The sequence below is a fragment of the Pseudomonas sp. zfem004 genome, assembly GCF_032621715.1.
GTDB lineage: Bacteria > Pseudomonadota > Gammaproteobacteria > Pseudomonadales > Pseudomonadaceae > Aquipseudomonas > Aquipseudomonas sichuanensis.
This window is the reverse complement of sequence record NZ_JAVYJF010000006.1, coordinates 1-12,432: the sequence shown is the minus strand read 5'-3', so window position 1 is coordinate 12,432 and position 12,432 is coordinate 1. Positions and strand designations below refer to the sequence as shown.

The 12,432-nt window shown below is 65.0% G+C and carries 10 protein-coding genes; 7 read left to right on the top strand and 3 right to left on the bottom strand.

Translation table 11 applies throughout. The features are described from left to right. Positions 1–115 precede the first annotated feature (115 nt). Genes dapE through RTH46_RS08115 form a run of 3 tightly spaced genes read left to right on the top strand, consistent with a single transcriptional unit; the run spans position 116 to position 2,476 of the window. Positions 116–1,267 carry a succinyl-diaminopimelate desuccinylase gene (dapE, locus tag RTH46_RS08125; RefSeq protein ID WP_316905389.1) on the top strand — a complete coding sequence of 384 codons (1,152 nt, stop codon included), beginning with the start codon at positions 116–118 and terminating at the stop codon, positions 1,265–1,267. Continuing rightward, positions 1,267–2,079 (top strand): putative RNA methyltransferase, encoded by an 813-nt coding sequence (locus RTH46_RS08120; protein WP_316905388.1) that lies wholly within the window; start codon positions 1,267–1,269, stop codon positions 2,077–2,079. Before dapE ends, RTH46_RS08120 begins: the two co-directional genes overlap by 1 nt. A gap of 19 nt (positions 2,080–2,098) precedes the next feature. After that, positions 2,099–2,476 carry a hypothetical protein gene (locus RTH46_RS08115; protein WP_110992442.1) on the top strand — a complete coding sequence of 126 codons (378 nt, stop codon included), beginning with the start codon at positions 2,099–2,101 and terminating at the stop codon, positions 2,474–2,476. Positions 2,477–2,540: 64 nt separating this feature from the next. On the opposite strand, the gene RTH46_RS08110 is transcribed toward RTH46_RS08115, so the two are convergent. After that, positions 2,541–2,750: a cold-shock protein gene (locus RTH46_RS08110; protein WP_110992443.1), complete on the bottom strand. Its 210-nt coding sequence runs from the start codon at positions 2,748–2,750 to the stop codon at positions 2,541–2,543. Positions 2,751–2,980: 230 nt separating this feature from the next. On the opposite strand from RTH46_RS08110, the gene plsB reads away from it, so the two are divergent. The 3 genes from plsB to RTH46_RS08095 all read left to right on the top strand — a co-directional run bounded on the left by plsB (position 2,981) and on the right by RTH46_RS08095 (position 6,723). Further along, positions 2,981–5,461: a glycerol-3-phosphate 1-O-acyltransferase PlsB gene (plsB, locus tag RTH46_RS08105; RefSeq protein ID WP_316905387.1), complete on the top strand. Its 2,481-nt coding sequence runs from the start codon at positions 2,981–2,983 to the stop codon at positions 5,459–5,461. Positions 5,462–5,603: 142 nt separating this feature from the next. Further along, positions 5,604–6,002: a YbaY family lipoprotein gene (locus RTH46_RS08100; RefSeq protein WP_153787544.1), complete on the top strand. Its 399-nt coding sequence runs from the start codon at positions 5,604–5,606 to the stop codon at positions 6,000–6,002. A gap of 34 nt (positions 6,003–6,036) precedes the next feature. Continuing rightward, entirely contained in the window at positions 6,037–6,723 is a 687-nt protein-coding gene (locus tag RTH46_RS08095) for a DUF4197 domain-containing protein (protein WP_153787543.1), read from the top strand. A gap of 193 nt (positions 6,724–6,916) precedes the next feature. Here the strand turns inward: RTH46_RS08095 and RTH46_RS08090 are convergent, their stop codons facing one another. Further along, the gene (locus RTH46_RS08090; protein ID WP_153787542.1) at positions 6,917–9,982 is read right to left on the bottom strand and encodes an efflux RND transporter permease subunit; all 3,066 of its coding nucleotides are present in this window, start codon (positions 9,980–9,982) and stop codon (positions 6,917–6,919) included. A 6-nt stretch (positions 9,983–9,988) separates the two neighbouring features. Next, entirely contained in the window at positions 9,989–11,086 is a 1,098-nt protein-coding gene (locus tag RTH46_RS08085) for an efflux RND transporter periplasmic adaptor subunit (RefSeq protein ID WP_153787541.1), read from the bottom strand. 185 nt (positions 11,087–11,271) lie between these two features. Here RTH46_RS08085 and RTH46_RS08080 point away from each other — a divergent pair, with 185 nt between their 5' ends. After that, entirely contained in the window at positions 11,272–11,901 is a 630-nt protein-coding gene (locus RTH46_RS08080) for a TetR/AcrR family transcriptional regulator (protein WP_153787540.1), read from the top strand. Positions 11,902–12,432: the final 531 nt, after the last annotated feature.

The window sequence follows — 12,432 nt, the reverse complement described above, 5'->3', positions numbered from 1 at the left end:
CTGAAACTTGAACTTTTCCCAAGCCATACCCCGCCCCTGTCCCACAGCCCTGACGCTTTTTGCATTAGACTGTCGCCCCTACAATGCCCGCCTTGCCTTGCCCTTCGGAGTCCACATGACGGCCCCAGCCGACCTCTCGCCTACCCTTCAACTGGCCTGCGACCTGATCCGCCGCCCGTCGGTCACCCCGGTCGACGCCGACTGCCAGGCGCAAATGATGAACCGCCTGGGCGCCGTCGGCTTCCAGCTCGAGCCGATGCGTTTCGAAGACGTCGACAATTTCTGGGCCACCCACGGCACCCAGGACGGCCCGGTGCTGTGCTTCGCCGGCCACACCGACGTAGTGCCTACCGGCCCGGTGCAGCAGTGGCAGCATGAGCCGTTCGAGGCGCTGATCGACGCCGATGGCATGCTGTGCGGGCGTGGCGCCGCCGACATGAAAGGCAGCCTGGCGTCCATGGTGGTGGCCAGCGAACGCTTCGTGCAGGACTACCCGAACCACCGCGGCAAGGTCGCCTTCCTCATCACCAGCGACGAAGAAGGCCCGGCCCACCACGGCACCAAGGCCGTGGTCGAGCGCCTCAAGGCACGCAACGAGCGCCTGGACTGGTGCATCGTCGGCGAACCGTCGAGCACCACCCTGCTCGGCGATGTGGTCAAGAACGGCCGCCGTGGCTCCCTCGGCGCCAAGCTGACCATCCGCGGCAAACAGGGCCACGTGGCCTACCCGCACCTGGCGCGCAACCCAATCCACCTGGCCGCGCCGGCCCTGGCGGAACTGGCGGCCGAGCACTGGGACGAGGGCAACGCATTCTTCCCGCCGACCAGCTTCCAGATCTCCAACCTCAACTCGGGCACCGGTGCCACCAACGTCGTGCCGGGCGAACTGACCGCGCTGTTCAACTTCCGCTTCTCCACCGAGTCGACCGTCGAAGGCCTGCAACAGCGCGTTGCGGCGATCCTCGACAAGCATCAGCTGGAGTGGTCGATCGACTGGGCGCTGTCGGGCCTGCCATTCCTTACCGAGCCGGGCGAGCTGCTCGACGCGGTCGCCTCGAGCATCAAGGCGACCACCGGTCGCGACACCCAGCCCTCGACAAGCGGCGGCACCTCCGATGGCCGCTTCATCGCCACCATGGGCACCCAAGTGGTCGAACTCGGCCCGGTCAACGCCACCATCCACCAGGTGGACGAGCGCATCCTGGCCAGCGACCTGGACCTGCTGACCGAGATCTACTACCAGACCCTGGTGCGGTTGCTCGCCTGATGCTCGCCTGCCCACTCTGCCAGGCGCCCCTGGCGCGGCTCGACAACGGCGTGGCCTGCCCTGCCGGCCACCGCTTCGACCGTGCCCGCCAGGGCTACCTGAACCTGCTGCCGGTGCAGCATAAGAACAGCCGTGACCCCGGCGACAACCAGGCCATGGTCGAAGCCCGCCGCGGCTTCCTCAACGCCGGCCACTATGCGCCGGTGGCCCGCCGCCTGGCGCAACTGGCCGCCGAGCGCCAGCCAGGCGCCTGGCTGGACATCGGCTGCGGCGAGGGTTACTACACCGCCCAGCTGGCCGAGGCGCTGCCACAGGCCGAGGGTTACGCCCTGGACATCTCCCGCGAGGCGGTCAAGCGTGCCTGCCGCCGTGCCCCGCAGGTCACCTGGATGGTCGCCAGCATGGCCCGCGTGCCCCTGCAGGACGCCAGCTGCGGCTTCATCGCCAGCGTGTTCAGCCCGCTCGACTGGGACGAGGCCCGGCGCCTGCTGGCCCCCGGCGGCGGCCTGATGCGGGTCGGCCCGACCAGCGGCCACCTGATGGAACTGCGCGAGGTGCTCTACGATGAAGTACGCCCCTACGCCGATGACAAGCACCTGGCATTGGTCCCCGAGGGCATGGCCCACGCCCATGGTGAAGTGCTCGAGTTCCGCCTGAGCCTGGCCGAGCCCCAGGCCCGCGCCGACCTGCTGGCCATGACCCCGCATGGCTGGCGCGCCAGCGCCGAGAAACGCGCCCGGGTGATCGACCAGCCCGAGCCGTTCGAAGTCACGGTTTCCATGCGTTATGACTATTTTGTGCGCCAAGCCTGAGCACACCCCGGAGCCCCTTATGCGCCAACCCGATATCGAGATTTACCTGAAGGACGCCGACGTCGATCACAAGCAGATCGCCGCCTGGCTGGCCGAGGCCCTGGGCCCGTGCAGCGAATGGAAGCAGAAAGGCCAGACCTTCAAGTGCACGGCCGGTAACATTCCGGTCACCTGGTTACCGAAGGCTGTGGGGAAATGGAACAGCCTGCTGCTGGAAAGCGACCAGACCCCATGGGCCGATGACATCGCCTGCGCCCACGCGGCATTCGCCGCACTCAACGTCGAAGTACGTTGTGCACCGGGTAGCTGGACAGAGGAACAAGGGGAAGAAGATGCCGATCGCTGGATCCGCATCAGCGCCGACGGTGAAGAGGAAATCACCTGGCGCACACACTGAAAAATGATCGCATCAGGCTGCAAGTTCCACGGACAACTTGCAGCTTGAGCGTGCAGTCAGCGGCTTAGAGCCCGACTACATCCTCCGCCTGCAGGCCTTTCTGGCCCTGCACGAGTGCGTACTCCACCTGCTGCCCTTCGACCAGGGTGCGATGCCCCTCACCGCGGATAGCCCGATAGTGGACGAATACATCCGCACCACCGTCGCGCTGAATGAAGCCATAACCTTTGGCATCGTTGAACCACTTCACATTCCCAGTCTCACGAGACGACATCTGCACTACTCCGGATTTTTATTTTGAAGATCGCCTTGCTGGCATGGGCTCACCGCCCCTGCCGTCGCAGCTTGCTCAAATAGTAAGCAAGCGGCAGGCCGAGTATATGACAGGGAACAAAAAAAATTCATTACAGCCCTGATTTTTGCCGATTTTTGCTGAACTTACGCAGATACGGCAGACTAACGTCCAGAAAAACACCGAAACTTTTCACCCAGGGCACCTACCCCATGACCCGTTCCCCCCTGCGCCGCCTGATCTTCGGCGCCCTGCGCCGCGTGCTGTACCTATGGGTGCGCTCCGAGACCATCAACCAGTCCTCGCTGACCCTCAAGCTCGACCGCAGCCGCCCGGTGTTCTACGCCCTGCCCTCGCCATCTTTGACCGACCTGGCCGTGATCGACCACGAATGCACCAAAGCGGGGCTGCCACGCCCGGTATTGCCGGTGGCGGTCGGCCCGCTGCAGGAGCCTGCCGGGTTCTTCTACCTGACCCCCGACCCGGACTGGCTCGGCCGCCACGACAAACGTGGCGCGCCACCGACCCTGGAGCGGCTGGTCGCGGCGATCAGCCAGCATGCCGAGGAAGACGCGCAGATCATCCCGGTCAGTGTGTTCTGGGGCCAGACACCGGCCAGCGAGTCGAGCCCCTGGAAACTGCTGTTCGCCGACAGCTGGGCGGTCACCGGGCGCCTGCGTCGGCTGCTGAGCATCCTGATCCTGGGGCGCAAGACCCGGGTGCAGTTCTCCGCGCCTATCCACCTGCGCGAGCTGGTGGGCCACAACAAAGGCCATGAGCGCACCGTACGCATGGCCCAGCGCCTGATGCGCGTGCATTTTCGCAACCTCAAGACCGCGGTGATCGGCCCGGACATCTCGCACCGTCGCAACCTGGTCAAGGGCCTGGTGCACGACCCACTGGTGCGCCAGGCCATCAGCGACGAGGCCGAGCGCGAGAAGATCCCCTACGCCAAGGCAGAGGCCAAGGCACTGCACTACGGCAACGAGATCGCCTCGGACTACACCTACACCGCGATCCGCTTCCTCGAAGTGGTGCTCAGCTGGTTCTGGAACAAGATCTACGACGGCATCAAGGTCAACCACATCGAGCAGGTGCAGGGCATCGCCCCCGGCCATGAAGTGATCTACGTGCCCTGCCACCGCAGCCACATCGACTACCTGCTGCTGTCCTACCTGCTGTTCCGCAATGGCCTGACACCGCCGCACATCGCTGCCGGCATCAACCTAAACATGCCGGTGATCGGCGGCCTGCTGCGCCGTGGCGGTGCCTTCTTCATGCGCCGCACCTTCAAGGGCAACCCGCTGTACACCGCGGTGTTCAACGAATACCTGCACACCTTGTTCACCAAGGGCTTCCCGGTGGAGTACTTCGTCGAGGGCGGGCGTTCGCGCACCGGGCGCATGCTGCAGCCGCGCACCGGCATGCTGGCGATCACCCTGCGCAGCTTCCTGCGCTCGTCGCGTACGCCGATCGTGTTCGTGCCGGTGTACATCGGCTATGAGCGGGTGCTGGAAGGCCGCACCTACCTGGGTGAGCTGCGTGGCGCGAGCAAGAAGAAAGAGTCGATCTTCGACATCTTCAAGGTCTTCGGTGCCCTCAGGCAGCGCTTTGGCCAGGTGTATGTCAACTTCGGCGAACCGATCCGCCTGGCCGGCTTCCTCGACGAGCAGCAGCCCGGCTGGCGCGAGCAGCCACTGGCCCCGCAGTTCCGCCCGGACTGGCTCAACGACACCACCACGCGCCTGGGCGAAACCGTGGCCCGCCACCTCAACGAGGCGGCGGCGGTCAACCCGGTCAACCTGGTGGCCCTGGCGCTGCTGTCGACCAGCCGCATGGCCCTCGATGAGCGCGCCCTGACCCGTGTGCTCGACCTGTACCTGGCCCTGCTGCGCCAGGTGCCCTACTCGCCCCACACCACCTTGCCGGAGGGCGACGGCAGTGCGCTGATCAAGCATGTGCTGGGCATGGACCTGCTGGCCGAGCAGAAGGACGCGCTGGGCCGCATCCTGTATCTGGACGAAGCCAACGCGGTGCTGATGACCTACTACCGCAACAACGTCCTGCACATTTTCGCCCTGCCGGCGCTGCTGGCGAGCTTCTTCCTCAGCAGCTCGCGCATGAGCCGCGACCTGGTCGGCCAGTACGTCAAGGCGCTGTACCCGTATCTGCAGGCCGAGCTGTTCCTGCGTTGGGCGCCCGAGCAACTGGACGAGGTCATCGATCAGTGGCTGGCGGCGCTGGTCGAGCAAGGCCTGCTGCGTTTCGAGAACGGCGTGTACCTGCGCCCGGCACCCAGCTCGCGGCAGTTCGTGCTGCTGACGCTGCTGGCGCGCACCATCACCCAGACCCTGCAGCGCTTCTACATGGCCACCTCGTTGCTGCTCAACAGCGGGCAGCACACGCTGACTGCCGAAGAGCTGGAAGAGCTTTGCGTGATGATGGCCCAGCGCCTGTCGATCCTGCATGGGCTCAACGCTCCGGAGTTCTTCGACAAGACCCTGTTCCGCCACTTCATCCAGACCTTGGTGCGCGAAGGGGTGCTGCGCCCCGACGGCAACGGCAAGCTGGGTTACCACGACAAACTGGCCGAGCTGGCCGAAGGCGTGGCCAAGCGTGTGCTGTCGGCGGAGTTGCGTCTGTCGATTCGCCAGGTGGCGCTGCACCGCGATGAGGCTGCATTGGCTGAGTGATGGCCTCGGGGCCCGCTTTGCGGGCCCTTGCGCCGCGAACGGCCGCAAAGCAGCCTCAGGATTGAAGGCCGCACACCGCAAGAAAATCCGCTAAAGTCCCCGGTGTTGGCCACAAGCCAGCGCCATGTACACCGGAGATTCCATGAAAAAGCTTTTCACCCTGTGCTGCGCCACCCTGCTTGCAGCGTGCTCCAGCAACACCCCGTCGAACCACGCCAGCCTCGATGGCGAAGTTTTCTACCTGCAGCGCATCGCCCTGCCGCCAGCCGCCACCCTGAACGTGGCCCTGCAGGACGTGTCGCTGATGGACGCCCCGGCGGTCACCCTGGCCAGCCAGAATGGCCCGGTGAAAGGCAACGTGCCACTGCCCTTCCACCTGACCTACGACCCGGCCCAGATCAAGCCCGGCCACCGCTACGCGGTGAGCGCGCGCATCGAACTGGACGGCAAGCTGCTGTTCATCAACACCGAACACCACGGCGTGAAGCTCGACGGCAGCGATGCGCAGCCGGTACGGATCAAGGTCGACCAGGTCCGCTGAGCCCCCGCTCCTCATTGCCCATAAGGAAATATCCATGATTCGCACCTCCCTGCGCTTCACTACCCTGTGTGCCGGCGTACTGCTGTCGGCCAGTGCCATGGCCCTGTCGCTGGGCGACCTGTCGCAAAGTGACGCCAGCGGCGGCCTGAAGGACGCCCTCACCCAAGGCACGCAGATCGCTGTCAAGCAACTGAGCACCCCGGGCGGCTTCAGCAACAACCCCGATGTGCGCATCGAGCTGCCAGGCAACCTCGGCAAGGCCGCCAAGGCCATGAAGATGTTCGGCAAGGGTGATCAGGTGGACGCCCTGGAGGCCAGCATGAACAAGGCTGCCGAAGCGGCCGTGCCACAGGCCCAGGCGATCCTGGTGGATGCGGTGAAGAAGATGACCGTGACCGATGCCAAGGGCATCCTCAGCGGTGGTCAGGATTCGGCCACGCAGTACCTGAACAAGAGCAGCCGCGAGCAGATCCGCGCCAAGTTCCTGCCGATCGTCAAGCAGGCCACCGACAAGGTTGGCCTGGCCCAGCAGTACAACAGCTTTGCCGGGCAGGCCAAGGGCCTGGGGCTGATCAAGGATGACGCCAACATCGAGAACTACGTGACCGAGAAGGCGCTGGACGGTCTGTTCGAAATGATCGGCAAACAGGAAGAAAGCATTCGCCAGAACCCGGCCGGGGCTGCTACCAGCCTGGCCAAGAAGGTGTTCGGGGCACTGTGATTCTGAGCTGAGATCCACAGGGCTGCTGCGCAGCCCATTCGCGGCACAAGGCCGCTACTACAGGGGTTCTCACTTACCTGTGGGAGCGGCTTTAGCCGCGAACACCGGCAAAGCCGGTGCCATCCACCGCGTCGTCTGCTTCGCGGCTAAAGCCGCTCCCACAGGGCCGCGCAATCACAGTTCCCTGCCAGACTCAGTCCTTCTTCACCCTGAACCACGCCGCATACAACGCTGGCAGGAACAGTAGCGTCAGCACCGTGGCCACGATCAAACCACCCATGATCGCCACCGCCATCGGCCCGTAGAACACGCTGCGCGACAACGGAATCATCGCCAGCACCGCTGCCAGCGCGGTCAGCACAATCGGCCGGAAGCGCCGCACCGTGGCCTCGATGATCGCCTGCCAGCGCTCCATCCCGGCGGCAATGTCCTGCTCGATCTGGTCCACCAGGATCACCGAGTTGCGCATGATCATGCCCGCCAGGGCAATGGTGCCGAGCATCGCGACGAAACCGAACGGCTGGCGGAACACCAGCAGGAACAAGGTCACGCCGATCAGCCCCAAAGGCGCGGTGAGGAATACCATGAACATCCGTGAGAAGCTGCGCAACTGGATCATCAACAGGCTCAACACCACCACGATGAACAGCGGCATGCCGGCATTCACCGATCGCTGGCCGCGCTCGGAGTCCTCCACCGTGCCGCCGACTTCCAGTAGATAGCCGTCCGGCAGTCCGGCCTTGATCTGCTGCAGGGTCGGCTGGATCTGTTTCACCAGCGTGGCCGGCTGTTCCTTGTCGTAGATGTCGGCGCGCACGGTCACCGTCGGCAGGCGGTTGCGGTGCCAGATGATGCCTTCCTCGAAGCCATACTCCAGCGTGGCCACCTGCGACAGCGCCACGCTCGGGCCGTTGTCGGTGGGCAGCGCCAGGCTGCCCAGGTTGCCCAGCTCACGGCGTTCTTCAGGGGTGCCGCGCAACAGGATCTCGATCAGTTCGTTGTCTTCGCGGTACTGGCTGACGGTACTGCCGGTCAGCGAGCTCTGCAGGAAGCTCGACAAGTGCGCGGTGCTCACCCCCAGGGCGCGGGCGCGGTCCTGGTCGATGTCCAGGTACACCGCCTTGCTCGGCTCCTCCCAGTCCAGGTGGACGTTGACCACATGGGGGTTCTCGCGCACCTTGGCCGCCACCTCGCGGGCCAGTGCACGGACCTTCTCGATGTGCTCGCCGGTGATGCGGAACTGCACCGGGTAGCCCACGGGTGGGCCGTTCTCCAGGCGAGTGACCCGCGAGCGCAGGTCGGGGAATTGCTCATCGAGGGTTGCGATCAGCCAGCTGCGCAGGCGCTCACGGTCTTCCAGCGATTTGGCCAGCACCACGAACTGGGCGAAGCTCGCCGCCGGCAGTTGCTGGTCCAGGGGCAGGTAGAAGCGTGGCGAGCCGGTGCCGACATAGGCCACGTAGTTGTCGATGCCGTCCTGCTGCTTGAGCAGCGCTTCCAGCTGTTTGACCCGCTCGGCGGTGTTGTTCAGCGAAGCGCCTTCAGCCAGCTTCAGGTCGACCATCAGCTCCGGCCGCCCAGAAGCCGGGAAGAACTGCTGGGGCACGAAGCGGAACAGCAGGATACTGCCGACGAACGCCGCGATGGTCAGCAAGATGACCGTCTTGCGCCGCCGCACGCACCACTCCACCACCCGCCGCACGCGCTGGTAGAACGGCGTGGCGTAGGGGTCGGGCGCATGCCCGTCGCTGCCATGACGCGCCGCATGCAGCTTGGCCAGGTCCGGCAGCAGGCGTTCGCCCAGGTACGGCACGAACACCACCGCCGCCACCCACGAGGTCAGCAGGGCGATAGTCACCACCTGGAAGATCGAGCGTGTGTACTCGCCGGTGCTCGACGCCGCCGTGGCGATCGGCAGGAAGCCCGCCGCCGTGATCAGGGTGCCGGTGAGCATCGGGAAGGCCGTGCTGGTCCAGGCGTAACTGGCCGCCTTGAGCCGGTCGTAGCCCTGCTCCATCTTGATCGCCATCATTTCCACGGCAATGATCGCGTCGTCCACCAGCAGGCCCAGCGCCAGCACCAGCGCGCCCAGCGAGATCTTGTGCAGGCCGATGCCGAAGTAGTGCATCAGGGCGAAGGTCATGGCCAGCACCAGCGGGATCGCCAGGGCCACCACCAGCCCGGTGCGCAGGCCGAGGGAGAAGAAGCTGACCAGCAGTACGATGGCCAGCGCCTCGACCAGCACCTGGACGAACTCGCCAACGCCGGCTTTCACCGCCGCCGGCTGGTCGGACACCTTGCGCAACTGCATGCCCGCCGGCAACCCTTCGGCCAGGCGGGCGAACTCGCCCTCCAGGGCCTTGCCCAGTACCAGGATGTCACCGCCGTCCTTCATCGACACGGCAAGGCCGATGGCGTCTTCGCCCATGAAGCGCATGCGCGGCGCGGGCGGGTCGTTGAAGCCACGCTGCACCTCGGCGACGTCGCCGATGCGGAAGGTGCGGTCGCCCACGCGGATGGGGAACTGGCGGATCTGCTCGACACTGTCGAAACGCCCGCTGACCCGCAGTTGCAGGCGCTCGCTGGGAGTCTCGAAGAAGCCGGCGGTACTCACCGCGTTCTGCTCACGCAGTGCCTGCTGCACCGCGGCCAGCGGCACACCCAGGGTGGCCAGCTTGACATTGGACAGCTCGATCCAGATTTTCTCGTCCTGCAGGCCGATCAGCTCGACCTTGCCGACATCCTTCACCCGCTGCAGCTGGATCTGGATACGGTCGGCGTAGTCCTTGAGCACCGCGTAGTCGAAGCCCTCGCCGGTCAGCGCGTAGATGTTGCCGAAGGTGGTGCCGAACTCATCGTTGAAGAACGGCCCCTGGGCCTCGGGCGGCAGGGTGTGCTTGATGTCCGCGACCTTCTTGCGGATCTGGTACCACAGCTCGGGGATGTCCTTGGAATGCAGTGAATCGCGGGCCATGAAGGTGACCTGGGACTCGCCAGGTCGGGAGAACGAGACAATCTTCTCGTACTCGCCGGTCTCCATCAGCTTCTTCTCGATGCGCTCGGTGACCTGGCGCGACACTTCTTCGGCCGTCGCCCCCGGCCACAAAGTGCGGATGACCATGGCCTTGAAGGTGAAGGGCGGATCCTCGCTCTGCCCCAGCTTGGTGTAGGACATGGCGCCAATAGCCGCCAGCAGGATCATCAGGAACAATACGATCTGGCGATTGCGCAGCGCCCAGGCGGAAAGGTTGAAACCCATCGGGACTTACTCCTTGGCCGTCAGGTTCACATCTCGATTGCTGCGGTCCACAGGCCGCACCTGTTGCCCTTCGCGCAGCACATGGCCGCCAGCGGCGACCACCCAGTCGCTGGCCTGCAGGCCCTCGAGCACTGGCACGCTGTCGGCGCCATAGGGCCCCAGGCGCACCGCCGCGCGCTCCAGCCGGTTGTCCTTGCCGACCCGCCACACATAGGCCTGCCCGGCTTCGGCGCTGACCGCCGAGAGCGGCACCGCCAGCGGCGCGTGTTCGGCGTGGGCGATGAACACCCGCGCGCTCTGGCCGAGTTCGGCCGGGGCGTTGTTGGAGGTGAAGGCGATGCGAGCGGCAAAGGTACGCGAACGCGGGTCGGCGGCCGGCGAAAGCTCACGGATACGCCCGTCGAAGCGGGCGTTGGGGTGCGACCACAGTTCCACGCTGACGGCCTGGCCGACGCTGAAGCGGGCGAATTGTTGCTCGGGTAGGCCGATCACCACCTCACGCTCACCGTCGGCTGCCAGGGTGAACACGGTTTGCCCGGCGCCCACCACCTGGCCGACTTCGACCTGGCGCTTGGCGATCACCCCGGCCTGGGGCGCACGCAGCACGGCGTACTCGGCCTGGTTGCCGGCCACCTCGAATTCGGCCTTGGCCTGTTTCAGGCGAGCGAGGCCGGCACGGTAGAGGTTTTCGGCGTTATCGAATTGGGAGTGGCTGACCATCTGGCGGTCAAGCAGCTTCTGGTAGCGTTCACGTTCGGTGCGCACCAACGCCAGGTTGGCTTCAGCGGCGGCCACCTGGGCACGGTTGGCCTCCAGTTGCAGGCGCACGTCCTGCGGATCGAGCTCGGCCAGGGCCTGTTCGGCCTTGACCCGCTGGCCCTCCTCCACCAGGCGCTTGCTCACCTTGCCGCCGATGCGAAACGCCAGCTCAGGCTCGAAGCGCGCGCGCACCTCACCGGGGTAGCTGTCTGCCGACGCGCCCGCAGGCTGGGGCTGGACCACCAGGGCCGGGCGCGGCGCAGCAGGTGGCGCGGCCTCCTGGCCGCAAGCGGCCAGCAGCACGAAGGCAGCGGGCAAGGCGAGGGACAACGTGCGACGCAACATGATGAAGGACCTTTGGCAGAGGGGCGCAACGAATATTTATACTGGCGAGTATATTAAGTCAGCGCATCAGCTCCGGGAAGCGGTCTACCGAGAGAAAAACCATAATAGCTGTGCGACGCACGCTACAGCCGGATCGTCCACGACCCGGTAAGATGCTCACCTTTCCCAGCAGGTAACGATTGCACATGCCCACTGACGCACCCATCGGCCCCGGCCGGCCCAAGGATCTGGCCAAGCGCGAGGCCATCCTCCAAGCCGCCAAGTCGCTGTTCCTCAGCCTTGGCTATGCCAACACCAGCATGGATGCGGTCGCTGCGGCGGCAGGTGTTTCGAAACTCACGGTCTACAGCCACTTCACCGACAAGCAGACGCTGTTCGGTGCGGCGGTCATGGCGACGTGCCAGGCGCAATTGCCCGATTTGATCTTCGAGTACCCCGAAGGGGCGGCGCTGATGGATGTGCTGCTGAACATCGCCCGTGGGTTCCAGGCGCTGATCAGCGCGGACGAGTCGGTCCAGCTCAGCCGCCTGATCATTGCCCTGAGCAGCCAGGATCCGGGGTTCGGGCATTACTTCTATGAAGCCGGGCCCAAGCGGGTGGTCGCGGGAATGGAGGCGCTGCTGCGCGGGATCGACCAGCGGGGGTTGCTGCGGATCGAGAATCCGTTGAAGGCGGCGGAGCAGTTCTTCTGCCTGGTGAAGGGGGCGCCGGATTATCGGTTGCTGATTGGGTGTGCGCCGGCGCTTACGGGGGATGAGGCGGAGGGGCATGTGCGGGAGGCGGTTGAGGTGTTTGTTCGGGCTTATCGGAGCTAGATTGCGGTCGGCGGTCGGGCCCAGTGTGATTGTTTTGATAGATGTATGCGCATTCAGCGGCGATGGCGACTTTTAGTCACCTTTCCGCCCTTACGGCGGGTTACTTTGGTCTTGGCCAAAGTAACCAAAGCCGCCCGCTCCCATCATACGGCCCCTACGCTGCGCTCCGGGGTCCCCTCGCTCCGGTGCCTTCCGGGCCCGCGCGGCCTCCGACTTGCTACGCAAGTCTACATCTCGCGCCTTCGGCTACGCCGAAGGGTGCTGCGCACCTGGGCCCTCCAGTCACCTCCACTCGGCCTCCTGAAGTCGCAATTTGTGTTGCATGGACTATTGCGCGCTTAGAAGCAAGAACAAGAGCAAGAGCAAGAGCAAGAGCAAGAGCAAGAGCAAGAGCAAGAGCAAGAGCAAGAGCAAGAGCAGTGATACGGCTATCTATGTTTAGCTGTTGTTTATGTATTGTTTATTCGGGCCCTATCGCCGGCAAGCCGGCTCCCACAGGTACGGCGCAAGTCTGTGAGTTTCACACTAACC

Excerpts from the sequence above, each read along its gene's own strand:
- RTH46_RS08110 (WP_110992443.1), bottom strand. The coding sequence starts at position 2,750 with ATGTCGTCTCGTGAGACTGGGAATGTGAAGTGGTTCAACGATGCCAAA.
- plsB (WP_316905387.1), top strand. The coding sequence starts at position 2,981 with ATGACCCGTTCCCCCCTGCGCCGCCTGATCTTCGGCGCCCTGCGCCGC.
- RTH46_RS08080 (WP_153787540.1), top strand. The coding sequence starts at position 11,272 with ATGCCCACTGACGCACCCATCGGCCCCGGCCGGCCCAAGGATCTGGCC.
- RTH46_RS08090 (WP_153787542.1), bottom strand. The coding sequence starts at position 9,982 with ATGGGTTTCAACCTTTCCGCCTGGGCGCTGCGCAATCGCCAGATCGTA.
- RTH46_RS08085 (WP_153787541.1), bottom strand. The coding sequence starts at position 11,086 with ATGTTGCGTCGCACGTTGTCCCTCGCCTTGCCCGCTGCCTTCGTGCTG.
- RTH46_RS08120 (WP_316905388.1), top strand. The coding sequence starts at position 1,267 with ATGCTCGCCTGCCCACTCTGCCAGGCGCCCCTGGCGCGGCTCGACAAC.
- RTH46_RS08100 (WP_153787544.1), top strand. The coding sequence starts at position 5,604 with ATGAAAAAGCTTTTCACCCTGTGCTGCGCCACCCTGCTTGCAGCGTGC.
- RTH46_RS08095 (WP_153787543.1), top strand. The coding sequence starts at position 6,037 with ATGATTCGCACCTCCCTGCGCTTCACTACCCTGTGTGCCGGCGTACTG.
- RTH46_RS08115 (WP_110992442.1), top strand. The coding sequence starts at position 2,099 with ATGCGCCAACCCGATATCGAGATTTACCTGAAGGACGCCGACGTCGAT.
- dapE (WP_316905389.1), top strand. The coding sequence starts at position 116 with ATGACGGCCCCAGCCGACCTCTCGCCTACCCTTCAACTGGCCTGCGAC.